This window comes from Xanthomonas sp. WHRI 7945, from assembly GCF_035026585.1.
In genome coordinates this window covers 118388-139564 of sequence record NZ_JAYIQP010000007.1, presented here as the reverse complement: position 1 = coordinate 139564, position 21177 = coordinate 118388, and the positions used below count along the sequence as shown (strand labels likewise).

Below are 21177 nucleotides of genomic sequence, written 5' to 3'. Positions count from 1 at the left end.
CTACCACCGCCGATGCCGACCGCCTCGCCCCGCCGTGCCGACGCCGCCCCACGCATCCGCGTCGGCTGCGCCGGCTGGTCGATCGCCAGCACGCAGCGCGCACTGGTCGGCGACGGCGCCAGCCAGCTGGCGCGCTATGCCACCCGCTTCGATGCGGTCGAGATCAATTCCTCGTTCTACCGCCCGCACCGCCCGGCCACCTATCAGCGCTGGGCCGACAGCGTGCCGGCGGATTTCCGCTTCTCGGCCAAGCTGCCGCGCACCATCACCCACGACGCGCGCCTGTACCGCGTCGCGCCGCTGCTGCAGACCTTCCTCGGCGAGGTCGGCCATCTCGGCGACAGGCTCGGCTGCCTGCTGGTGCAACTGCCGCCGAGCCTGGCCTTCGATGCGCGCACCGCCGCCACCTTCTTCGCGATGCTACGGCGCCGCTGGCACGGCGGCATCGCCTGCGAACCGCGCCACGCCAGCTGGTTCAGCGCGCGCGCCGAGGCGCTGTGGCAGCACCACGGTGTCTCGCGTGTGGCCGCCGACCCGGCCCTGAATGACGCCGCCGCGCAGCCGGCGGGCACGGCCGCGCCGGCTTACTGGCGCTGGCACGGCGCACCGCGCATCTACTACAGCGACTATCCCGACGACGTCCTGCAGCAGTTGGCCGCACGCGTCGTCGCCGCCACGCCGCCGACGGGCGAGGCCTGGGTGATCTTCGACAACACCGCGCTCGGCCATGCCCTCGACAATGCCGCCACGCTGCAGGCGCAGCTGCGCGCGGGAGGCGTCGGCCCAGGCACCTGACGCAGCGCGTCACCCGGACGCCGCCAGCGGCCACGTCAGCCGCGAAGCGCGGACCGGCCACGCCGTCATGCACGACCACGCGCGTACGAGCAATCATGCCGAGCGGGCGGCGAACCTGTGGGAGCGACTTCAGTCGCGACGCACTACCGGTAAAGCCCGTCGCGACTGAAGTCGCTCCCACAAAAGCTCGCGCTTGCCATAGACCCCTTGGGTCGCATGCTCCAGGCTCCGGTCGCCTGCTCACCCCGGCGCACCCGGGCCATGGGCCATGGCGATCAAACCGATGGCGGCCGCCTCCGACGCGCCGCGGAATCCGCGCCGCAGCGCGATTGGCCCCGCTCTTGCATCGCTTTGCGCATGTCCCAGCCGTCCACCCTCCGATTCAAGCCAGCCGGCGCATGGCCGATATCGCCAGATCGGCCGCCTGCGTCGTGCCTCGGCCCGGACCGCGCTGCGCTTTCTTCTTTCGTCGGCACGCGGCCGCCACCGCCGCCGGTCTCCCGTCTCCTCCTTCGGTCGTTTACCATGCCGCACGCATCCTGCTCTGGACCCGAGATGAGCCATGCCGCTCCTCCTTGCTGCACCCCGCTGCTGAGCCTGTCGCTGGGCCTGCTGCTGGGCAGCTGCGACACCGCCGCCGCGCAGGCCGCACCGGCGGCGGTGCAGACCGCGCCCACGCCCGTGCCGCTGACCCCGGACCTGGCCTACCCCGAGCTGTTCCAGGCGGTGCAGCAGCAGGAACTGTTCGACGACCAGAAGCATTTCGTCGACGCGCTGCCGCTGCGCGACCCGGCGCTGATCAACGCCGACTACCTGGCCCAGCGCCAGCAGCCGGGCTTCGACCTGCGCCGCTTCGTCGCCGCCAATTTCGAGGAATCCGGCCCGGTGCAGACCGAGGCGATCCGCCAGGACACCGGCCTGCGCGAGCACATCGACGCGCTGTGGCCGCTGCTGGTGCGGCGCCAGGTGGACGTGCCGGCGCACAGCAGCCTGCTGTCGCTGCCGCAGCCGTACGTGGTGCCGGGCGGGCGCTTCCGCGAGGTCTACTACTGGGATTCCTACTTCACCATGCTCGGCCTGGTCGAGAGCGGCGAGACCGAGCGCAGCCGGCAGATGCTGGACAACTTCGCCTACCTGATCGACACCTACGGACACATCCCCAACGGCAACCGCACCTATTACCTGAGCCGCTCGCAGCCGCCGTTCTTCTCGCACATGGTGCAGCTGCAGGCCAAGGTGGAAGGCGACGCCGCCTACGCGCGCTACCTGCCGCAGCTGCAGAAGGAATACGCGTACTGGATGGAAGGCGCGCAGGCGCTGGCCCCGGGCAGCGCGCATGCGCACGTGGTGCGGCTGGCCGACGGCAGCCTGCTCAACCGCTACTGGGACGCGCGCGACACCCCGCGCCCGGAAGCCTGGCTGCACGACGTACGCACCGCCGCGCAGGCCAAGGACCGCCCGGCCGCGGAGGTCTACCGCGACCTGCGCGCCGGCGCCGAGAGCGGCTGGGACTATTCCAGCCGCTGGCTGGGCGACCGCAAGACCCTGGCCACGATCCGCACCACCGCCATCGTCCCGGTCGACCTCAACAGCCTGCTCTACCACCTCGAAACGACCCTGGCCCTGGCCTGCGCCAAGGCCCCCGGCGCGGCCGGCTGCGACACCGACTACGCGGCCCTGGCCGGCGCGCGCAAGACCGCGATGGACAAGCACCTGTGGAGCGACGCCGGCTACTACGCCGACTACGACTGGCAGCAGCGCCGTCTGCGCGACCAGGTCACCGCCGCGGCGCTGTATCCGCTGTTCGTCGGCGTCGCCTCGCCGGCGCGCGCCAAGCGCAGCGCCGACACCGTGCAGGCGCAGCTGCTGCGTCCCGGCGGCCTGGCCAGCACCCGGCTGCACACCGGCCAGCAGTGGGACGAGCCCAACGGCTGGGCGCCGCTGCAGTGGATCGCGGTGAACGGCCTGCGCCGCTACGGCCAGGACGCGCTGGCGCAGCGCATCGGCAGCCGCTTCCTGGCCCGCGTGCAGGCGCTGTTCGCGCAGCAGCACAAGCTGGTGGAGAAGTACGGTGTGGACGCGCAGGCCAGCGGCGGCGGCGGCGGCGAATACGCGCTGCAGGACGGCTTCGGCTGGACCAACGGCGTGACCCTGCTGCTGCTGGACCTGTATGCCACGCCGACGGCGCCGGCAGCGGCCGCACCGGCGGCGCAGCGCCAGCGGCAGGCGGAGCCGGCCACGCCCTGAGGCGCCGGCCGGCGGGTATGCTGCGGTCCTTGCCCACACCAAGGACCGACGATGAGCGTACGCACCCTGGCCGAATTCCTGTCCGCCTCGCGCGAGAAGGACGCGTCCGCCGACGCGTTCGAACTGGAAAACCCGCACCTGCTGGAAGTGCGCCTGGACGGTCTGGTCTGGGCCAAGGCCGGGGCGATGGTGGCGCGCAAGGGCGCGGTCAAGTTCACCCGCCAGGGGCTGATGGAACAGGGCCTGGGCAACCTGCTTAAGAAAGCGGTCAGCGGTGAAGGCATGCAGCTGATGAAGGTCGAGGGCGAAGGCCGCGTGTACCTGGCCGACGCCGGCAAGAAGATCACCCTGCTGCGCCTGGCCGGCGAGGCGATCTTCGTCAACGGCAACGACGTGCTCGCCACCGAGTCCGGCATCGACAGCCAGATCACCATGATGCGCAAGGTCGCCGGCATGCTCTCCGGCGGCCTGTTCAACGTGCGCCTGAGCGGCCACGGCATCGTCGCCATCACCTCGCACTACGAACCGCTGACGCTGCCGGTCAACGCGCAGACCGGGCCAGTGTTCACCGACCCCAACGCGACCGTGGCCTGGTCCGGTGGGCTGACCCCGGAGATCATCACCGACGTCAGCCTGGGCACGCTGTTCGGGCGCGGCTCGGGCGAGAGCATCCAGCTGCGCTTCGCCGGCGACGGTTGGGTGGTGGTGCAGCCGTACGAGGAAGTGGCGCTGCAGGCCAAGAGCTGAGGGCTCGCCGCCAGCCTCGGCCTGGGCACGCTGCTTGGCCGCGGCTCCGGTGGGAGCATCCGGCTGCGTTTCGCCGGCGAGGGCTCGGTAATGGTGCAGCCGTACGAGGAGGTGGCGCTGCAGGCCAGGAGCTGAGAGCTCGCCGCCGGCGTCAGCCTGGGCACGCTGCTTGGCCGCGACTCCGGTAAGAGCATCCAGCTGCGTTTCGCCGGCGACGGCTGGGAATGGTGCAGCCGTACGAAGAAGTGGCGCTGCAGGCCAGGAGCTGAGGCCTGGCACACACGCGGCCAGCCTGGCTTGCCGATGGAATGGCCGGATGCCGTGCATGACCGCCGGGTCGGTACGCCATGCCCCATGCGATGCCGTGCGCTGCGCGAACGCACCGTTGCGGGATGTGTGCGGATGCCAGGTTCGATCGTGCGCGCGTCGGCAGCGACGCGCGCGACCACGCGACCCGCAAGCGCCCGATCGCAACGCGCGCTACTGCGCCGGCGTCTCCGCCTTGATCCCCATCGCCTCGCGGTAGCGCTGGTACAGCGCCAGCACCTTGTCGATGTACTCGCGCGTCTCCGCATACGGCGGCACGCCGCGGTAGCGCGCCACGGTGCCGATGCCGGCGTTGTAGGCGGCCGCGGCCAGCGTGCGGTCGCCCTGGTAGCGGCGCAGCAGCGACTGCATGTAGCGCGCGCCGCCAGCGATCGACTGGTCGGCGGCGAACGGATCGGCCACGCCGTATTCCTTGGCCACCTCGGGCATCAGCTGCATCACGCCCTGCGCGCCCTTCGGCGAGACCGCGGCGGCGTCGAAGCCGCTTTCGGCATGCGCGATCGCGCGCAGCCACGGATCGTCCACGCCGGTGGCGCGCGCCGCGGCACGGAACTGCTTGGCGTGCATGTTCAACTGCGGCGCGCCGACCTTGCCCAGGCCCGGGTGCGCCGCCTCGCCCGGCGGGGTCACCGCGGTGAAGCGCAGGTACGGGCGCGACCCAGGCAGGTTGCGCGTGGAATACACCAGGCGCCCGTCCTGCTCGCGCTCGTACAAGGTGCCGCTGAACACGCCCATGCTGCCCCACAGGTTGGGCGTGGCGATCGCGGCATCGTCGAGCTCCTTCGGCGTGCACTTGGAGCCCGGCTCCGGCGCGGTTGCCAGGCTGACCGTGCCGTCGCGCACGCAGCGGTACACCGTGCGCGCCTGCGCGCCGGCGGCGACGCAGCACGACAGCAACAGGATCAGCAGCGTTCGGGAACCGGGCATGGGTGGGCTGCAGGACGGGCAAAGGTGGGCGCGCATCATCGCGCACCGGGCGTCGGCGCGGGTGAGGACCGCAATGGGCCCCCTTTCGACCGAGGCTTTGACGCGCACTTTAGGTGGGGCAGCGTCCCTGACAGGTCACCGACGCTGCCGAGGTTCCCGGCTCCGTTCGTCGCGACTGAAGTCGCTCCCACAGGAACTTGCGGCGAGCCGGCCGGGTGCACTGTGGGAGGGACTTCAGTCCCGACAGGCTGCCGAAAACCGTCGCGGATCCCGACTCCGTTCGTCGCGACTGAAGCCGCTCCCACAGGGACTTGCGGCGAGCCGGCTGGGTGCACTGTGGGAGGGACTTCAGTCCCGACTGCATCGAAGCCGGATACCGGATGGCTTCTTCCTTTGCGGTTGAACCGCTCCTACAAGGGCAGGCCAACGGGCGAACAACTTGGGCGCGCAAGTCGCCAACCTCTGGGCACGTACCATTGCGCACCGGCCGCCGGCACGAGCGAGGAACGCCCCGCCACGATGGTGTGTGCACTGTAGGAGCGGCTTCAGCCGCGACAGAAACCTTCGGCTGCCTGTCGCGGCTGAAGCCGCTCCTACAAAGGCAAGCGGCCTGCGCCCCCTTACGGCGCGCAGACCGCCAGCTTCTGATCCGCGTACCACAGCGCGCGCCGCGCCAGGTCGTAGGCGCTGTCGGCGGCGCGCGGCAGCGTCTGCTGCGCCTGGATCGGGTCGGCGCCCTTGGCCATGGCGTTTTCCACCCGCTGCAGCGCATCCAGGTTGTCCAGCACCGATTGCAGCAGGCGGCTGCGCTGCGGCGCCGGGCAGGCCGCGCGGCGCCGCTCCAGCTCGCCGATCGCCTTGCGGATGCGGCGGCTGGCCTCGCCGTCCAGCCCGGGCGCCTTCTCGAATGCGATCGGCGCGGCCTTGTAGGCGTCGCCGGTGGCCTCGCTGCCGAGATCGCCCGGGCGCTCGTGCAAGCCGGGATTGAAGCGCACCTCCGGCGGAGGCCGCGCCACCGCCGGCTGATGGGTGCTCTTGGGCAGCATCTTCTTCATCGCATCGCCGATGCCCTGCATCGCCACGTCGCCCAGGGTGCCGTCGCTGGCCCAGTCCTTGTCGAAGCGGGTGCGCCGATAGTCGATCGGATTGGGGCGCTCGAGCAGGCGCTTGGCCTTGGCCAGGTCGCGCGGGTTGGTGGTGCCCGGCGGCGTGCCCTGCGCCTCGGCGAACGGATCCACCGCCACGCCGTCAGGCAACCGTGCGCTGCCGTCGCGGGTGTACAGCGTCGCACTCATCGGCGCGGCCTGCGTGGCCACGGGGGCGGCGGTGCGGGTCGGTGGCGGCAGCGGCGCTTGCGCCGCGCGTGCGGCGGCCGGCGCGCGCCGTGCCGCGGCATGCGGCGCGGACTGGGCGGCCGGCGATTGCGGCTGCGGTGCGGCGACCTGCACCGGCCGCGGCACGAACACCAACCGCAGCGCATCGTGGGCATGCGCCGGCGGCGGCGACGGCGCGATCAGCAGCAATCGGCCCAGCAGCAGCAGGATCAGCAAGGTGGTGGCCGCCGCGCCCAGGCGCAGCAGCCGGTCTTCCGCAGGCGCAGACGTCACGACGATCGAGATTCCATAGCGAGGTATACGTCCACCGGAGGATTGTCTCCGGACCCCGCTATGGTGCCGTGAGTTCCTGTGCCGAAACGTGTCGGCCGGCGTCCACAACGGCCATGTCCCGGCATGCGCCGCCGGATTGCAGGTGCAAAACCCCTGCCGCGCTTGACGCTGCGCCATGCGGCGAGGAAACCGGCTAAGGTGGCGCGCGCCGACACCGCGACAGCCGGCGTACAGCCAGCGCACGCCGGCGCCCCCGATATCCTGAGTTTGGAGAACGCAATGATCCGATGGCTGGGCGCCTGCCTGCTGAGCGCGGCCGCGGCGCTGCCGGCAGCCGCCGCGACGTCGCACCTGGACGCCATCGCGCAACGCGGCGCGCTGCGCGTATGCACGACCGGCGACTACCTGCCGCACAGCCTGCTGCGCGCCGACGGCCGCTACGAAGGCATCGACATCGCCCTGGCGCAATCGCTCGCGGCCAGCCTGGAAGTGCCGGTGCGCTGGGTGCCCACGCGCTGGGCGACGCTGCTGCCGGACCTGCTCGCCGACCGCTGCGACATCGCCGTCGGCGGCATCTCGGTGTCGCTGCCGCGGCAACGCCACGCCTGGTTCAGCGCCGTGCTCGAGGTGGACGGCAAGATCCCGCTGGTGCGCTGCGCCGACCAGGACCGCTATCGCGACGTCGCCCAGATCAACCGCGCCGAGGTGCGGGTGATCGAGCCGCGCGGCGGCACCAACGAGGCCTTCGCCCGCCGCGAGCTGCCGCAGGCGCGGCTGACCCTGTCCGACGACAACACCGCGATCTTCCGCGAACTGGCCGAAGGCCGCGCCGACGTGATGATCACCGACGCGTCGGAAGCGCGTTTCCAGCAGCGCCGCGTTCCCGGGCTGTGCGCGGTGAACCCGCAGCAGCCGCTGCAGTACAGCGAAAAGGCGTTCCTGCTGCCGCGCGACGACATGGCCTGGAAGGCCTACGTGGACCAGTGGCTGCACCTGAGCAAGGCCAGCGGCGAGTACCGCAAGGCGCAGGCGCCGTGGCTGGGGGATGCGGACTAGCCTCGGCAACGCGAACGACGCGTCGCCGCAGCTGCTTCCGCGCGGCACCAATCGTTGGGGCAGAGACAGCGGCAGCGGCATCGACGCCGCGCTATGCTGCCGACGCCGGCGGCGATCGCCCCGGCAGAAAAGGACATCGACAAGGGGACATCATGAAGAACGTATGGAGCGCGCTCGCATTGGCGGGCGTCATGCTGCTGGCCGGGTGCTCGACCAACAGCGTGGTACGCCAGAGCTACAAGGCCGCCGCGCCGGAAACCTACTGGTACCAGATCAAGGGCAATGCAGACACCGATGCCGAAAGCCTGGGCATGTTCCAGCGCCAGCTCGACGAGAAGCTGGACGCGGCGCATCTGCGCGGTGCCGAAGGCAAGGCGGACGCGCGCAAGATGACGATCACCATCGACCACTACTACATGCGCAGCAACGGGGCGCGTTTCTGGGCCGGCATCATGGCCGGGCGCGACAAGATCAAGAGCCGGATCGAAGTCGCCGGCGCGGACGGCAAGACCGCGGCGCGCTTCGATGTCGAGTCGACCAATACCAGCGCCTGGGGCACCTCCGAAGGATTGGTCGGCCGCCATGCCGAAGAAATCGTCGAACGGCTCAAGCAGCTGCAGTAGGCGCATGCGTTAGCGATCGCCATTGCGCGGGGACGCAACCGGTGTCCCGCGCGCGAGATCACCGTGCGCGAGCGCCTTCCGCTCGGCCGCTCGACGCCAACGCAGCAGTGTAGGAGCGACTTCCGCCGCGACGGGTGCTCCCGGCATCCCTCGTCGCGACTGAAGTCGCTCCCACAATGGGTTTCCCTGCGGATAGACAAGAAAGCGGCTCCAGGGCCGTCGCGAATGAGGCCCGCCGATGATGGCGCCCGAGCACTTTCCACCCGGACGTTCGACGCCAACGCAGCGTTGTGGGAGCGACTTCAGTCGCGACGGGTTTTCCCGATACACCCCCCGTCGCGACTGAAGTCGCTCCCACAAGGGATTTCATCCCTGCAGATGGACAAGAGAAGCGATTCCACAGCCGTCTCTCCAGCCGGCGCGCCGCCTGAACACTCCGATGCGCTGCCCCGCGCCTACTCCAGCGTCACCGGCAGATCGCGGTTGGCCGTGGCCTGGTTGCCGCTGTAGTCGCGCGCGGCGATGCGGATCAGGTAGTCGCCAGCGGGCAGCGCGTCCGGCTGCCACAGGCCTTCGGCGATGCGGCCATCGCGCACGGTATTGGTCACCACGTAACGGAAGCGGGTCCGCGCGCTGCCGTGCACGGTGATGCCGCTGTCGGCGGCGTACGCCAGCTTCACCGCCTCCTGATCGGCAGGCATCCGATCGAACTCGATGTTCGGCCGCGCCGGCGTGGCGCCAGGCAACGGCCGGCCCTGCGCATCGAGCACCTCGTAGCCGAGCGCATACAGTCCCAGGCGCCGACGCGGCAGGTTGCGGTCGACCTGGTCCCAGGCCTCCACCACGATCTGCACGCCGCCGTTGCCGCGCGCCACCCGCACGCGCCCGCGCGTCGCCGGCAGCGCTTGGCCCGCGGCATCGCGCAGCTCGATGCGCTGGATCTGCGGCGGGTAGTGGTCGGCGTAGTCGCGGAAGCCCAGCAGGACCGCGTTGCGTTCGAAGCCGCTGGCGCCTACGTTCAGGTGCACGTGCGCCATCGCGTTGATCGTGCCCAGCGCCTCGCCGGCGGCGAAGCGGGTGCCGCGCAGCACCCGCACCCGCTCCGGTGCGCCGCTGTCGTCGACGAGCAGATGGAAGCGCTGCGGGTCCAGCACCGTGCCCTGCGCGGTGCGGCCCACGCGCATGTGGATGTAGCCGAGCTGGTCCAGCGCCATGCCTTCGCCCAGCTTGCCCAGCGCCCAGGTCGCGCTGGCGCTGGCGACCTTGCCGTCGGCGATCGCGTAGACCGTCTGCCCGACGTCGCCGCGGATATCCAGGCCGGCATGCAGATGGTCGCGGCTCTCGCCCTGGTAGTTGCCGCGCACTTCGCCGAGCGTGCCGACCACCTCGTGCCAGCCGTCCTGCGGGCTCAGCGGCCAGCGGCCGCGGGTGAGCGGCAGCGGTTGCGCGGCGGCAGGTCCGATCACCGCCGGCGCGGCGGCGGCAGCGGCCTGCGCCGTGGTCGGCAGCAACCGGTGCACGCGCGCACTGCCGGCATCGGTGACGTAGACCACGCCGTTCGCGGCGACGGTGATGCCTGCCGGACGCGCCAGGCTGGTCTCGCTGCGTTCGCCGGACAACACCAGCACGTGCCCGGTCGAAGTGACCTGCAACACCCGGCCATCGTCGCTGCCGACGTAGCAGTGCCCGTCGAAGGTGAGCCCCAGGCTCAGCGGCCGCGCCAGCGGCGACGCGTCGCTGGCGCCGGCCAGGGTGACCACCCGTCCGTCCGGCAGCAGCTGGCGGATCGCGTTGTTACGCAGGTCGGCGATCCACATCACGCCGGCACGATCCACCTTCAGGTCGGTCGGCGTATCGAAGCGTGCGGCGGCGCCCAGGCCATCGGCATAGCCGGGGCGCTCGCCGCCGGCGAGCGTGTGCACCTGGCCGTCGCGCTCGATCACGCGGATGCGGTCGTTGTAGGTGTCGGCGACGTAGACGCGTCCCTGCGCATCCACCGCCACGCCCATCGGGCCGTTGAAGCGCGCCTGCGCCGCCGGACCGTCGCGGAAGCCGGCGATGCCGTCGCCGGCCAATGTCGTCACCACGCCCTGCGCGGTGAGCTTGCGGATCGCGTGGTTGCCGGTATCGGCGATGTACAGCGTGCCCGCCGCATCCACGGCGATGCCCGAGGGCGTATCGAACCGCGCCGCGCTGGCGATGCCGTCGACGAAACCTTCGGCGCCGCCGGCGACAGTGGCGACCGTGCCGTCGCGGTCGATGCGGCGAATGCGGTTGTTGTCGCCGGCATCGGCCACGTACAGCGTGCCGTGCGCATCGACCACGATGCCGTAGGGATCGGCGAAGCGTGCGCGTGCCGCGGCGCCATCGGCCAGGCCGCGCACGCCGTCGCCGGCCACCCACTGCAACTGCGCCAGCCAGCCCAGCGGCGTCGGCGCCGGGGCGCTGGAAGCGCGCGCCGCGCTGTGCGGACGCAGGTTCGACCACCACGCGAACACCGCGAGCGATACCAGCGCCAGCGACAGCAGCCACACCCCGGTCTTTCTCATGCCCTGCCCGCGCGACGAATGGTCAGGCACCTTAGAGAAAGCGCGCGGCGCAGGGAAGCGCCTGCGGCGCGGTGCATCGCAGTGGCTTCAGCGCATGCGTCCGCAACGGGCGGCGCCAGTTCGGATCGGAAGCGCGATCAGCCCGCCAGGCCGAGTTGCTCGGCCAGGTCGTTGCGCGGCGAACGGCCGTACAGGCGGCTGTATTCGCGGCTGAACTGCGAGGGGCTCTGGTAGCCGACGCGATAGCCGGCCGAGCCCACGTCCATCCGCTCCACCACCATCAGTCGCCGCGCCTCGCGCAGGCGCAACTGCTTCTGGTATTGCAGCGGGGTCATCGCGGTCACCGCGTTGAAATGGTGGTGCAGCGACGAGGCGCTCATGTTGACCTGGCGCGCCAGGTCCTCGATCCGCACCGGCTCGGCATAGTGCTGGCGCAGCCACGCAATCGCCTTGGCGATGCGGTTGCTGGGGCTGTCCTCCTGCGCGATGCGCAGCAGGTTCGGCCCGCACGGGCCGGTCAGCAGGCGATACAGGATCTCCTGCTCGATCAGCGGCGCCATCGCGGCGATGTCCTCGGGCCGCTCGAGCAGCCTGAGCATGCGCAGCGCCGCATCCAGCAGCGCCGGGTCGGCGGTGTTGACGGATACCCCGCGCACGCACACGGCACTGGCCTGCGCCGGCAGCGGGATGCGCTCGAGCAGGTCGCGCAGCCGGTCCGGGCGGATCGCCATGCCCACGCCCAGCAGCGGCCGCTCCGGGCTGGCCTGGGTGATCCGCGACACCACCGGCAGGTCCAGCGCCACCAACAGGTAGTTGCCGACGCCGTAGCGGTATTCCTCGGTGCCCAGGCTCAGGCACTTCTCGCCCTGCACCACCAGCGCGAAGCACGGCCACTGCGCGGTATGCGTCTTGGGCGACGGCGCGGTGCGGTGCGAACAGAAGAAGCCGTCGATGGCGGTGTCGCCATCGCCATCGGCGGTGGTCAATCGGGCAACCAGGGTGGCCATTTCTTGGTAGCGGTCGGCAAGCGCGGTCATCGGCGTAAGGCGCAGTGGCGGTCGATCCAGGGACGTACAGCTTGCCTGATGCTGCGGCGGCGCGGACGCCGCCGCGGCACGGTTTGCAGGATCGGACAAGAATTCCGCGGGATCGCGATAACGCGCCGCGGCGCCGCGCTCGCATCCTGTGCAGGCTGGATCCCCCGCCGCGTCTACCGGAGTGCTCCCATGCCCATCCTGCTCCCCTCCCCTTCCCCCAACGCGCCGAGCGCCGCCGCGACGGCGCGCCGTTGCCCCTCCCACCACCGCGCCGCGCCGCGCAAAACGCAGGGCTGAACCGATGCAAGCGCATACCGAAGCCCTGGAAATCACCACCTTCCGCCTGCAGGACTGCACCTGGCGCACCTTCCTGCGCGCCAACGCCGAGGTCGATGCCTGGCTGCAGCGCCAGCCCGGCTTCCGCTCGCGGCGCATCGCGCGGCGGCGCGACGGCACCGTGGTCGACATGTTGCTGTGGGACAGCGTGGCGCACGGCACCGCCTCGGCGCGGCGGCTGATGCGCGAGCTGCGCGGCGCTGCGATCCACGCGCTGATCGATCCGGACACGGTGTCCTGGGACATCGCGCCGGTGCAGCACGTCAGCGGCGAGGAGCCCGGCGATAGCGAAGCCGAAGCCGAGGCCGACAGCCTCGCGGCCTAGCGCAGGCGCCGGCGGTGCCGCCCATCGAGGCGGCCGCCATCGTGCGACGCCATCACACCCAGCCGCGACGCCGGAACCACGCCAGCGGCAGCACCACGCTCAGCGCGATCACGCCCAGCGCCCAGAAATAGGCGTCGTGCCACTTGAGTTCGGGCATGTAGGCGAAGTTCATGCCCCAGATGCCGACCAGCACCGTCGGCGGGATGCCCACCACCGACGCCACCGCCATTACCTTCATCACGTTGTTCTGGTCCATGTTGATCATGCCCAGCACGCTGTCGAGCAGGAACTCGACGCGGTCGTCCAGGTGCTGCTCGAACTCGCTCAGGGTGACCAGGTCCTTGTGCAACAGGCTGATGCGCTTGGCCGCATCGGCGCCGAACCAGTCCGGCGCGGCGCCGTCCAGGTAGGTGGCCAGGCGCAACAGGCCCTGGCCGGCGTTGTGCATGCCGCCCAGCCGCCGCCCCATGCCGCCGACCGCGTGCAGCATCCGCTCCAGGTCGCGCGAGGTGTGCGGTTGGTCGAAGGCCACGCGGGTGGTCTCCGTGATCTCCGCCTCCAGCGCTTCCAGCCGGTCCGCCAGCTGCCCGACCACCTGGTCGAGCAGGCGCAGCAGCAGATCGTCGCTGGTCCGGCACGGGCTCTGCTCCAGTTTCGCGGCCACCGCTTCCAGCGAACCCATGCGCTGCTCGCGCTGGGTCACCAGCACCCGCGGCGACAGCGCGAAGCCCAGCGGCGCGGTCGGGCCGTCCTCGTCCTGGAACCGCGGCACGTTGAGGAACAGCACATCGCCCTGGATGCGCACCCGGCTGCTGAACTCGATCTCGCCGATCGCCGCACGCGTGGGCAAGGCGAAGCCCACGCTCCGGTCGGCCTCGGCCAGCTCCTCGCCGCTGGGCTGGCACAGGTCCACCCAGCAGAACGGCTGCGCGGACGTTCCGGCGATGCGGTGGATCGTGATCATCGGGATCGGCTTCGTGGCGGAGAGGGCGCGAGCATCCTCCGCCGCGGGTGAAGCGTCAACGCGCCCAAACCCGGACGATTCAGCTGCGGCGTGCGGCACCCCCGCCGCGTGCCGGCATCAGCCGCGGGCCGCGCCGCGGCGCTTGACCGCATCGCCCGGCGCCAGCGCACCGCCGCGTCACACGATCTTGGTGCGCCGCCACCACTGCGTGACCTTCTCCTCGCGCACCAGGGTGAACAGCCCGGCGCCCAGGATCAGCGCGATACCGACCAGCATCGGCCAGTCCAGGTGATCGTGGAACAGCCAGTGGCCGAAACCGATCGCCCACAGCATCTGGCTGTACTGGGTCGGCGCCACCGCGCTGACCGGTGCGGCGCGCGAGGCGTACATCAGCAAGATCGCGGCCAGCCCGGCGGGCAGGCCGTAGCCGGCCAGCAGCAGCCACTGCTGCGGCGTCGGCCACACGAAGGTCGGCAGCATCAGCAGCGCCCCCATCAGCAACGGGCCGAGCACGCCGGCGCCGTACAGCGTGAGGCGTTTCTCCCCAGGCCCGGCCATGCGCAGGCTGATCACCGACACCGCGCCGACCAGCCCGCAGACGATCGCCGCGACATGGCCCTCGCCCAGGTGACGGAAGCCCGGCCGCAGCACGATCAGCACCCCGATGAAGCCGACGATCACCGCCAGCCAGCGCCGCCAGCGCACCTCTTCCTTGAGCAGCAGCACCGACAGCAAGGTGACGAAGATCGGCATCAGGAAGATCAGCGCGAACGCCTCGGCCATCGGCAACAGGGTGAACGCGGTGACCGCGGAGAGATTGCCGATCGCACCGGTGAACGCGCGCAGCAACCAGATGCTGGGACGCTGCGCCACCACCACCTCGCGCCAGCGGTCGCCGCGCTTCTTCAGGAACGGCAGCGCGGTGAGCATCAGCAGCGCGCCGAAGAACACCACTTCGTAGGCCGGCAGCGCGCCCTCCAGGCCCTTCACGAACGCATCGCTGATCGAATAGGCGGCGTAGCAGGCGAAACCGAGCAGCACACCTTTGAGCATCATGAGCCTCTTGCGATCGGAGAGCGTCCGTATCGACATGGACGCGAGAGAGATCCGCATTATGCCGGTGGGGTACCCGTTTGCGAGGCGGCATGGCGACGGATCTGGGACTCGCCGCCGATATGCGTTCGATGCAAACCGCTTGCCATAGCCCGTCCGATCCCGACCCTGCGTCCGGCGGAGGCGCTGCCTCGCGGCCATGCATCGATTCGGCGCGGGCCGCTTTTTGAGCCGAAACGATTTCTTAAGCATTCCCTTGCTATAACGCGGCCATCGCCACGGGCCTACGCTCGCGGCCGCGTCCATGGAACGGGATGCCGCATGAAGCACAGGGAGAGGTGCCACCTCCTTGGACATGACGGTTTCCGCTCCTCTAGCCCGTTCGCCATGTGCGCAATCGCGCCTGCAGATCCGGAGAGCCGTTCAATGACCTCACTACACAAGTGTCTACCTCTGCTGATCGCCGCGAGCCTGGCGGCCTGCAAGCCTGCCGCCACAGAATCTGCGGAAGCGGCGCCGCCCGCCAACGCTAACGCTGCCAGTCCAGCCGTCGCGAGCGCTCCGCCTCCCATTGCCACGGAGGCCGATTTCGGCGAGGCGTCGCTGCGCCCGCTGCTCAAGCCGGACGACCACATCCTCGCCTTCAAGAACCACGACCTGACCGGCGACGGCCAGGACGATGCCGTGGCCATCGTCCGTCATGCCACCGCCGCCGCCTCGGGCAATACCTGCGAACTCCTGGTGCTGCAACAGACGGGCCAGGCATGGACCGTGTCCGATCGCAGTCCGCAGGCCGTCGACTGCCTCTACAACGACGTAGCGCGGAATGCGACGCGCCTGGACGACAACCTGACCCTCAAACCCCAGGAAATCGTCTACATCAACCAGCAGGCGCGCAGCAACGTCACCTACACCCTGAAGTACGACACCACCAAACAAGCGTGGTATCTCGCCGAAGCGAGCAGCGCCGCACCGACCGAGAACCCCAAGACCGGCACGATGGACGTGCTTCGTGGAACGGTGCGCTATCCCGCGGACCTTCCCTGGACCCCTATCGCGCAGATCGATCCGGAACAACTGCAAAAGGCAATGGACAAGCACCGGGCCGTTATCCAATAGCCCCATCTCAAGGAGTAGAACATGCCCCGTTTCAACGAGAGTTCGGCACTGCTGTTGAAGACCGCGGTCGATTCCGGCATCACCTCGCCCGCGGAACTGGCCAACCTGATGGGGAACGCGGCCGTCGAGACCGGCCACTTCCGCCGCATGCACGAGAACATGGGCTACACCTCGGCCGACAGCCTGATCGGCGCGGTGTCCTCTGCCGACGACCGCTTCACTCGCCAACAGGTCGAAGAGGCCGTCGCCAGTCGCGACCCACAGCGCATCGCCACCGTGATGTACGAGAACCGCCCCGATATCGGCAACACCGAGCCAGGCGACGGCTGGCGTTTCCATGGCCGCGGCTACCTGCAGTACACCGGCCGCGACAACTACGAGCGCTATGGCGAACGCTTCGGTGTCGACCTTGCCAACAATCCCGACCTGGCCGCCGAGCCGCAGACCGCCGCCAACCTCGCGGTGGCCTACTGGGAAGACCGCGTGCCGCAGAACCTGCGCGACGATGCACGTGCCGCCGGACGCATCATCAACGGCGGCGACAATGGCGCCGACGAGCGCGTGCGAGCCGCGGACCAATGGGCGCAGACCATCACTCCGGAACTGGTCGCCGACATCCAGAGCGGCAAGGTCACGCTGGACCAATTGGCGCGCATGGGCGGAGACGAACGCAGCAACCAGACGCGCGCACTGCAGGAACAGCTGTCCGAACTGGGTTACCGCGGCGCCGACGGCAAGCCGCTGAACCCGGACGGCGATTTCGGCCGCAATACCCGCCACGCCCTGCAGGATTTCCAGCGCGCGCACGGGTTGGACGACGACGCGGTCGTCGGACGCAAGACGCGAGAGGCGCTGGCCGAGGCCAAGCAAACGCCGCTGGTCTCGGAAGCGACGCATCCCGAGAACCCCTACTTCGAGCATCTACGCGAACGCATGCCTGACGCCACCGACGCCCAGGTCGCGTATACCCTGCAGTCCGCGAAGGCCGAGGGCGTCAACGGCCCGCAGCAGATCCAGGAAGTGACGGTACGCGACAACGTTGCCTTCGTCGCCGGCACCACGCCGGGCTTCCGCGCGCGCGTCGATCTCGAGCAGGCGCCGCCGCTGCAGGAGAGCACGCGTCAAATCGATCTGCACAGCCAGCAGCGCGGGCAGGAACTGCAGCAACAGCACACGCTCCAGCAGGAGCCTGCGCAGGCACGGGGCGGAATGACGGCCTGAGTACCAAACGTCGCTGTCTGCACGCCAAGGCCCTGCTTCCGCGGGGCCTTGGCGCTTCAGGCCACCGTTGCCCGAGAGTCTTGCGGCGTTTAGCCAATGAATCTTCAACTGCGTGGCGGCGACCTTGCGGGAAGCGACAACTACGCTGCCCCAGGCCGCAGATCCTCCACAGCGGCGATATCCGTTCCGCAGCGCGTCGGTTACGATGCCAGCCCCATCCCCTCCTTCGTCACGACCGCTGATCTGGCGTTCGATGACGCAACGTGCCAACCCCGTGAATCCCTACTCCGGCCCCCTGCTGACCCGCCCGCTCGCCGCAGCGCTGCTTGCCGCACGCGATGGCGGCGCCGCCCGCTGGTCCGGCTCGCTGGATCTGCAGCGCAGCGAGGGTCAGGCGCTGCTCGCCGCGGACGGCTGGCAGTGGGGCGGGCAGACCTACCCGTATCCGCCGAAACTCAAGGACCGCACGATCTATTACTGGGACGGCGAGGACTTCGCGCCGGTGTCGCGCTTCGGCGGCGCGCTGATCAAGCTGGTGCCCACCGAATGGGGTGCGCCGACCTTCGAGATCGACGGCATCAAGATGCTGCCCAGCGCACAGCTGTCGCCGTTCGAGGATGCGCGGCGCAAGGTCGCGCTGATCGAACCGCGCGGCAAGCGAGTGCTGGATACGTGCGGCGGGCTCGGCTATTTCGCCGCGTGCGCGCTGGAGGCCGGCGTGGCGCAGCTGCACTCGTTCGAGAAGAACGCCGACGTGCTGTGGCTGCGCACGCTCAATCCGTGGTCGCCGGATCCGGCGGCCAGCGACGGCCGCCTGCAGCTCGCGCACGCCGATGTGGCCGAGGCGATCGGCGCGATCGCCAGCGAGTCGATGGATGCGCTGCTGCACGACCCGCCGCGCTTCGGCATCGCCGGCGAACTGTATTCGCAGGTGTTCTACGACCAGCTGGCGCGGGTGCTGCACCGCGGCGGGCGGCTGTTCCACTACACCGGCAGCCCGAACAAGCTGACCAGCGGCCGCGATGTGCCGCGCGAGGTGGCCAAGCGCCTGGACAAGGCCGGCTTCCGCGCAGAGCTGGCGTTGGACGGCGTATTGGCGACACGCCGCTAGCCAGTTCGACCCGTTGTCGCACGCCCTTTGTAGGAGCGGCTTCAGCCGCGACAGACAGCCCGCCGCGAGCGGCCAACCCGACGCCGTCCGAACCACTCCGATAGCGTGCAGCACACCCGAAACCCAAACGTGCCCCATTCAAACCGAAGCGGCGATATGCTCGCGCAGCCAGCGATGCGCCGGGTCGCGGTGCACCCGCTCGTGCCACAGCATGGCCATCTCGTAACCGGCCACCTCCACCGGCGGCGCGCAGACCTTCAGGCCGGGCTGATCGCGCAGCAGCCGCTCCGGCAGCATCGCCACCAGATCGGTGCGCAACAGCGCGTCGATGACGAACAGGAAATGCGGCACCGACAGCACCACCCGGCGCTGCAACCCGCGTTCGTGCAGGGCCGCGTCGGTGACGCCGCTGAAACCGCCGCCATCCGGCGACACGATCACGTGTTCGAGCTTGCAGAACTGCGCCAGCGTCGGCCGCCGCTGCAGGCGCGGATGCCCGGCGCGGCCGGCCAGCACGTAGCGCTCGGCGAACAGCGTGCGTTGGCGCAGGTTCGGCGGCGCATCCTCGCGCGTATGCAGGGCCAGGTCGATCTCGCCCTGCTCGGCCTGGCGCGCGATCTGCAACGGCGACATCTCCAGCACCGCCAGGCGCGTGCCCGGCGCCGCGCGGCGCAGTGCCGCCAGCGCCGGCAGCACGATGGTCGATTCGCCGTAGTCGGTCGCCGCCACGCGCCACGTGTTGCCGGCCTGCGCCGGATCGAACGGCGTGGCCGGCGCGACGGCGCGCTGCAGCGTCTCCAGCGCCTGCCGCAGCGGCGCGCGCAAGGCGTCGGCGCGCGCGGTCGGGCGCATGCCGCGCGGCCCGGGCAGCAGCAGCGGATCGTCCAGCGCCTCGCGCAGCTTGGCCAGGTGCACGCTGACCGAAGGTTGCGACAGGTGCAGGCGCGCGGCCGCACGGGTCACATTGTGCTCGGCGAGCAGCGCGTCCAGGGTCAGCAGCAGGTTCAGGTCCAGGCGTCCGAAATTAAGCATGGCAATAGCTGGAATTCCCTCAATTCATTTCCACTATAGCGGGCCGCGGCCTACCTTGCCTGCATCCCGTCACCGAGCCCGCCCATGAACGTGTTGCTGGTCTACGCCCACCCCGAACCGAGGTCGCTCAACGGCGCCCTCAAGGACTTCGCCGTGCAGCGCCTGCAGGCCGCCGGGCACCACGTGCAGGTGTCGGACCTGTACGCGATGCGATGGAAGTCCACGCTCGACGCGCAGGACAGCCTGGACAGCCTGGACGGCGCGGACGGCGCGGACGGCGACCGCTTCGATCCGTCGCTCGCTTCCAAGCGCGCCTTCGCCGACGGCCGCCAAAGCGCGGACATCGCCACCGAGCAGGACAAGCTGCGCTGGGCGGACGCGGTGCTGCTGCAGTTCCCGCTGTGGTGGTTCTCGCTGCCGGCGATCCTGAAAGGCTGGGTGGACCGCGTGTATGCGTATGGGTTCGCCTATGGCGTCGGCGAACATTCCGATGCGCGCTGGGGCGACCGCTACGGCGAGGGCACGCTGGCCGGCAAGCGCGCGATGCTGATCGTCAGCACCGGCGGCTGGGAGTCGCACTACGCGCCGCGCGGCATCAACGGCCCGATCGACGAGCTGCTGTTCCCGATCCAGCACGGCATCCTGCACTATCCAGGCTTCGACGTGCTGCCGCCGTTCGTGATCCACCGCACCAGCCGCATGGATGCGGACCGGTTCGCACAGACCCGCGATGCGCTCGGCCAGCGCCTGGACACGCTATGGAGCACGCCGCCGATCGCGTTCCGCACGCAGAACGGCGGCGACTACGCCATTCCGGAACTGATGCTGCGGCCGGAGGTCGCCCCTGGCCGGACCGGATTCGCGGCGCATGTCCGGACGCCCAGCGAGGCCGAAGCGCCACGCTAGGCCCGGCTCGCGCATGGCGCATCGCAGCCCGACGCGCCTGTAGGATGGCGCATGCGACAACGGTGTCGCGCCTGCCATCGGATCCATGCAGCGCCTGCCCTTCTCAACGCCCGCCCGCCTGCTCGTCCTGTGCGCCACCGTGCTGCTGGGCGCATGCGCCACGCAGGCGCCGCGCGCGCCCGAGCGCACCCCGGCCGAGGTCAAGGCCGACATCGCACGGCGCATTCCGGCGACGATTCCCGACCGCAGCGGCTGGGCCAACGACGTCTATGTCGCGCTGTCCTCGCAGGAGATGGCCACCAGCGCCGACAACATCTGCGCGGTGCTGGCGGTGATCGAGCAGGAGTCAACCTATCGGGCCAATCCGCCGGTGCCTGGGCTCGGCAAACTGTCGCGCGCGGAACTGGACCGGCGCGCGGCGGCGCTGCACGTGCCCGGGTTCATGCTCGATGCGGCGCTGGCGCTGAAGTCGCCCAATGGCCGCAGCTATGGCGAGCGCATCGCCGCGGCACGCACCGAGCAGGAACTCAGCGCCATCTTCGAGGACGTCGCCGGCAGCGTGCCGCTGGGCCAGCGCCTGTTCGGCGATCTGAACCCGGTGCGCACCGGTGGCCCGATGCAGGTCAGCATTGCCTTCGCCGAGGCGCATACCGACGGGTATCCGTATCCGGTGCAGGACACGGTGCGCCACGAGGTGTTCGGCCGCCGCGGCGGGGTCTGGTTCGGCACGCGGCACCTGCTCGGCTACCCGAGCGACTACGACGCACTGCTGTATCGCTTCGCCGACTTCAACGCCGGCTGGTACGCCAGCCGCAATGCGGCGTTCCAGGCCGCGCTGTCCAAGGCCAGCGGCATGAGCCTGGCGCTGGACGGCGATCTGTTGATTCCCGGCGCGGGCATCGACCAGCCCGGCACCACCGAGCGCGCCGCGCGCAGCCTTGGCGAACGGCTGGCGCTGCGCGACCAGGAGATCCGCCGCGCACTGGAGCGCGGCAACGCTGCCGACTTCGGCGACACAGCGCTGTACCGCAAGGTCTTCGCGTTGGCCGAGCGCAGCGCCGGCAAGCCGCTGCCGCGCGCGGTGCTGCCCGGCATCACCCTGGAAAGCCCCAAGATCACCCGCACCCTCACCACCGCCTGGTTCGCGCAGCGCGTCGCCGAGCGCTGGCGCCGCTGCATGGGCAAGTGACGCCGC

Annotated in this window: 18 protein-coding genes; 11 read left to right on the top strand and 7 right to left on the bottom strand. The window is 70.3% G+C overall.

The window, feature by feature from the left end:
- Positions 1-12 precede the first annotated feature (12 nt).
- The 3 genes from VDQ83_RS08055 to VDQ83_RS08045 all read left to right on the top strand — a co-directional run bounded on the left by VDQ83_RS08055 (position 13) and on the right by VDQ83_RS08045 (position 3789).
- Complete coding sequence (locus tag VDQ83_RS08055; RefSeq protein ID WP_455434507.1) at positions 13-795, top strand: DUF72 domain-containing protein; 783 nt, start codon at positions 13-15, stop codon at positions 793-795.
- A 555-nt stretch (positions 796-1350) separates the two neighbouring features.
- Entirely contained in the window at positions 1351-3042 is a 1692-nt protein-coding gene (gene treA, locus VDQ83_RS08050) for an alpha,alpha-trehalase TreA (protein ID WP_455434506.1), read from the top strand.
- Between the two features lie 51 nt (positions 3043-3093).
- The gene (locus VDQ83_RS08045; RefSeq protein ID WP_455434505.1) at positions 3094-3789 is read left to right on the top strand and encodes an AIM24 family protein; all 696 of its coding nucleotides are present in this window, start codon (positions 3094-3096) and stop codon (positions 3787-3789) included.
- Between the two features lie 480 nt (positions 3790-4269).
- Here VDQ83_RS08045 and VDQ83_RS08040 read toward each other — a convergent pair whose 3' ends face one another.
- Complete coding sequence (locus tag VDQ83_RS08040) at positions 4270-5043, bottom strand: lytic transglycosylase domain-containing protein (protein ID WP_263397018.1); 774 nt, start codon at positions 5041-5043, stop codon at positions 4270-4272.
- Positions 5044-5663: 620 nt separating this feature from the next.
- On the bottom strand, positions 5664-6650 hold the full coding sequence (locus tag VDQ83_RS08035) for a hypothetical protein (protein WP_455434504.1): 987 nt from the start codon (positions 6648-6650) through the stop codon (positions 5664-5666).
- Positions 6651-6929: 279 nt separating this feature from the next.
- Between VDQ83_RS08035 and VDQ83_RS08030 the strand changes: the two genes are divergently transcribed.
- A complete protein-coding gene (locus tag VDQ83_RS08030) occupies positions 6930-7706 on the top strand; it encodes a transporter substrate-binding domain-containing protein (protein WP_455434503.1) in 777 nt (258 codons plus the stop codon).
- 152 nt (positions 7707-7858) lie between these two features.
- The gene (locus VDQ83_RS08025; RefSeq protein WP_263397015.1) at positions 7859-8329 is read left to right on the top strand and encodes a DUF4410 domain-containing protein; all 471 of its coding nucleotides are present in this window, start codon (positions 7859-7861) and stop codon (positions 8327-8329) included.
- A gap of 455 nt (positions 8330-8784) precedes the next feature.
- On the opposite strand, the gene VDQ83_RS08020 is transcribed toward VDQ83_RS08025, so the two are convergent.
- Both VDQ83_RS08020 and VDQ83_RS08015 read right to left on the bottom strand, forming a co-directional pair.
- The gene (locus VDQ83_RS08020; RefSeq protein ID WP_455434502.1) at positions 8785-10878 is read right to left on the bottom strand and encodes a gluconolaconase; all 2094 of its coding nucleotides are present in this window, start codon (positions 10876-10878) and stop codon (positions 8785-8787) included.
- A gap of 137 nt (positions 10879-11015) precedes the next feature.
- On the bottom strand, positions 11016-11915 hold the full coding sequence (locus tag VDQ83_RS08015) for an AraC family transcriptional regulator N-terminal domain-containing protein (protein ID WP_455434501.1): 900 nt from the start codon (positions 11913-11915) through the stop codon (positions 11016-11018).
- A gap of 301 nt (positions 11916-12216) precedes the next feature.
- Between VDQ83_RS08015 and VDQ83_RS08010 the strand changes: the two genes are divergently transcribed.
- Positions 12217-12576, top strand: coding sequence for a hypothetical protein (locus VDQ83_RS08010; RefSeq protein ID WP_263397012.1), 360 nt, complete (start codon positions 12217-12219; stop codon positions 12574-12576).
- 52 nt (positions 12577-12628) lie between these two features.
- On the opposite strand, the gene VDQ83_RS08005 is transcribed toward VDQ83_RS08010, so the two are convergent.
- Together VDQ83_RS08005 and VDQ83_RS08000 are read right to left on the bottom strand one after the other, a co-directional pair.
- The gene (locus VDQ83_RS08005; protein WP_455434500.1) at positions 12629-13540 is read right to left on the bottom strand and encodes a CorA family divalent cation transporter; all 912 of its coding nucleotides are present in this window, start codon (positions 13538-13540) and stop codon (positions 12629-12631) included.
- Positions 13541-13717: 177 nt separating this feature from the next.
- Positions 13718-14593 (bottom strand): DMT family transporter, encoded by an 876-nt coding sequence (locus VDQ83_RS08000; protein WP_455434554.1) that lies wholly within the window; start codon positions 14591-14593, stop codon positions 13718-13720.
- A 426-nt stretch (positions 14594-15019) separates the two neighbouring features.
- Between VDQ83_RS08000 and VDQ83_RS07995 the strand changes: the two genes are divergently transcribed.
- From VDQ83_RS07995 to VDQ83_RS07985, 3 genes are all read left to right on the top strand, one after another.
- A complete protein-coding gene (locus VDQ83_RS07995; RefSeq protein WP_455434499.1) occupies positions 15020-15712 on the top strand; it encodes a hypothetical protein in 693 nt (230 codons plus the stop codon).
- 21 nt (positions 15713-15733) lie between these two features.
- Positions 15734-16933, top strand: coding sequence for a peptidoglycan-binding protein (locus VDQ83_RS07990; protein ID WP_455434498.1), 1200 nt, complete (start codon positions 15734-15736; stop codon positions 16931-16933).
- Between the two features lie 253 nt (positions 16934-17186).
- Positions 17187-18044 (top strand): class I SAM-dependent methyltransferase, encoded by an 858-nt coding sequence (locus VDQ83_RS07985; RefSeq protein ID WP_455434497.1) that lies wholly within the window; start codon positions 17187-17189, stop codon positions 18042-18044.
- Between the two features lie 138 nt (positions 18045-18182).
- On the opposite strand, the gene VDQ83_RS07980 is transcribed toward VDQ83_RS07985, so the two are convergent.
- Positions 18183-19076 (bottom strand): LysR family transcriptional regulator, encoded by an 894-nt coding sequence (locus VDQ83_RS07980; RefSeq protein WP_455434496.1) that lies wholly within the window; start codon positions 19074-19076, stop codon positions 18183-18185.
- Between the two features lie 84 nt (positions 19077-19160).
- Between VDQ83_RS07980 and VDQ83_RS07975 the strand changes: the two genes are divergently transcribed.
- Together VDQ83_RS07975 and VDQ83_RS07970 are read left to right on the top strand one after the other, a co-directional pair.
- The gene (locus VDQ83_RS07975; protein WP_455434495.1) at positions 19161-19982 is read left to right on the top strand and encodes an NAD(P)H-dependent oxidoreductase; all 822 of its coding nucleotides are present in this window, start codon (positions 19161-19163) and stop codon (positions 19980-19982) included.
- Between the two features lie 85 nt (positions 19983-20067).
- Positions 20068-21171: a DUF1615 domain-containing protein gene (locus VDQ83_RS07970; protein ID WP_455434494.1), complete on the top strand. Its 1104-nt coding sequence runs from the start codon at positions 20068-20070 to the stop codon at positions 21169-21171.
- Positions 21172-21177: the final 6 nt, after the last annotated feature.

Excerpts from the sequence above, each read along its gene's own strand:
- VDQ83_RS08055 (WP_455434507.1), top strand. The coding sequence starts at position 13 with ATGCCGACCGCCTCGCCCCGCCGTGCCGACGCCGCCCCACGCATCCGC.
- treA (WP_455434506.1), top strand. The coding sequence starts at position 1,351 with ATGAGCCATGCCGCTCCTCCTTGCTGCACCCCGCTGCTGAGCCTGTCG.
- VDQ83_RS08045 (WP_455434505.1), top strand. The coding sequence starts at position 3,094 with ATGAGCGTACGCACCCTGGCCGAATTCCTGTCCGCCTCGCGCGAGAAG.
- VDQ83_RS08040 (WP_263397018.1), bottom strand. The coding sequence starts at position 5,043 with ATGCCCGGTTCCCGAACGCTGCTGATCCTGTTGCTGTCGTGCTGCGTC.
- VDQ83_RS08030 (WP_455434503.1), top strand. The coding sequence starts at position 6,930 with ATGATCCGATGGCTGGGCGCCTGCCTGCTGAGCGCGGCCGCGGCGCTG.
- VDQ83_RS08025 (WP_263397015.1), top strand. The coding sequence starts at position 7,859 with ATGAAGAACGTATGGAGCGCGCTCGCATTGGCGGGCGTCATGCTGCTG.
- VDQ83_RS08020 (WP_455434502.1), bottom strand. The coding sequence starts at position 10,878 with ATGAGAAAGACCGGGGTGTGGCTGCTGTCGCTGGCGCTGGTATCGCTC.
- VDQ83_RS08015 (WP_455434501.1), bottom strand. The coding sequence starts at position 11,915 with ATGACCGCGCTTGCCGACCGCTACCAAGAAATGGCCACCCTGGTTGCC.
- VDQ83_RS08010 (WP_263397012.1), top strand. The coding sequence starts at position 12,217 with ATGCAAGCGCATACCGAAGCCCTGGAAATCACCACCTTCCGCCTGCAG.
- VDQ83_RS08005 (WP_455434500.1), bottom strand. The coding sequence starts at position 13,540 with ATGATCACGATCCACCGCATCGCCGGAACGTCCGCGCAGCCGTTCTGC.
- VDQ83_RS08000 (WP_455434554.1), bottom strand. The coding sequence starts at position 14,593 with ATGCTCAAAGGTGTGCTGCTCGGTTTCGCCTGCTACGCCGCCTATTCG.
- VDQ83_RS07995 (WP_455434499.1), top strand. The coding sequence starts at position 15,020 with ATGACCTCACTACACAAGTGTCTACCTCTGCTGATCGCCGCGAGCCTG.
- VDQ83_RS07990 (WP_455434498.1), top strand. The coding sequence starts at position 15,734 with ATGCCCCGTTTCAACGAGAGTTCGGCACTGCTGTTGAAGACCGCGGTC.
- VDQ83_RS07985 (WP_455434497.1), top strand. The coding sequence starts at position 17,187 with ATGACGCAACGTGCCAACCCCGTGAATCCCTACTCCGGCCCCCTGCTG.
- VDQ83_RS07980 (WP_455434496.1), bottom strand. The coding sequence starts at position 19,076 with ATGCTTAATTTCGGACGCCTGGACCTGAACCTGCTGCTGACCCTGGAC.
- VDQ83_RS07975 (WP_455434495.1), top strand. The coding sequence starts at position 19,161 with ATGAACGTGTTGCTGGTCTACGCCCACCCCGAACCGAGGTCGCTCAAC.
- VDQ83_RS07970 (WP_455434494.1), top strand. The coding sequence starts at position 20,068 with ATGCAGCGCCTGCCCTTCTCAACGCCCGCCCGCCTGCTCGTCCTGTGC.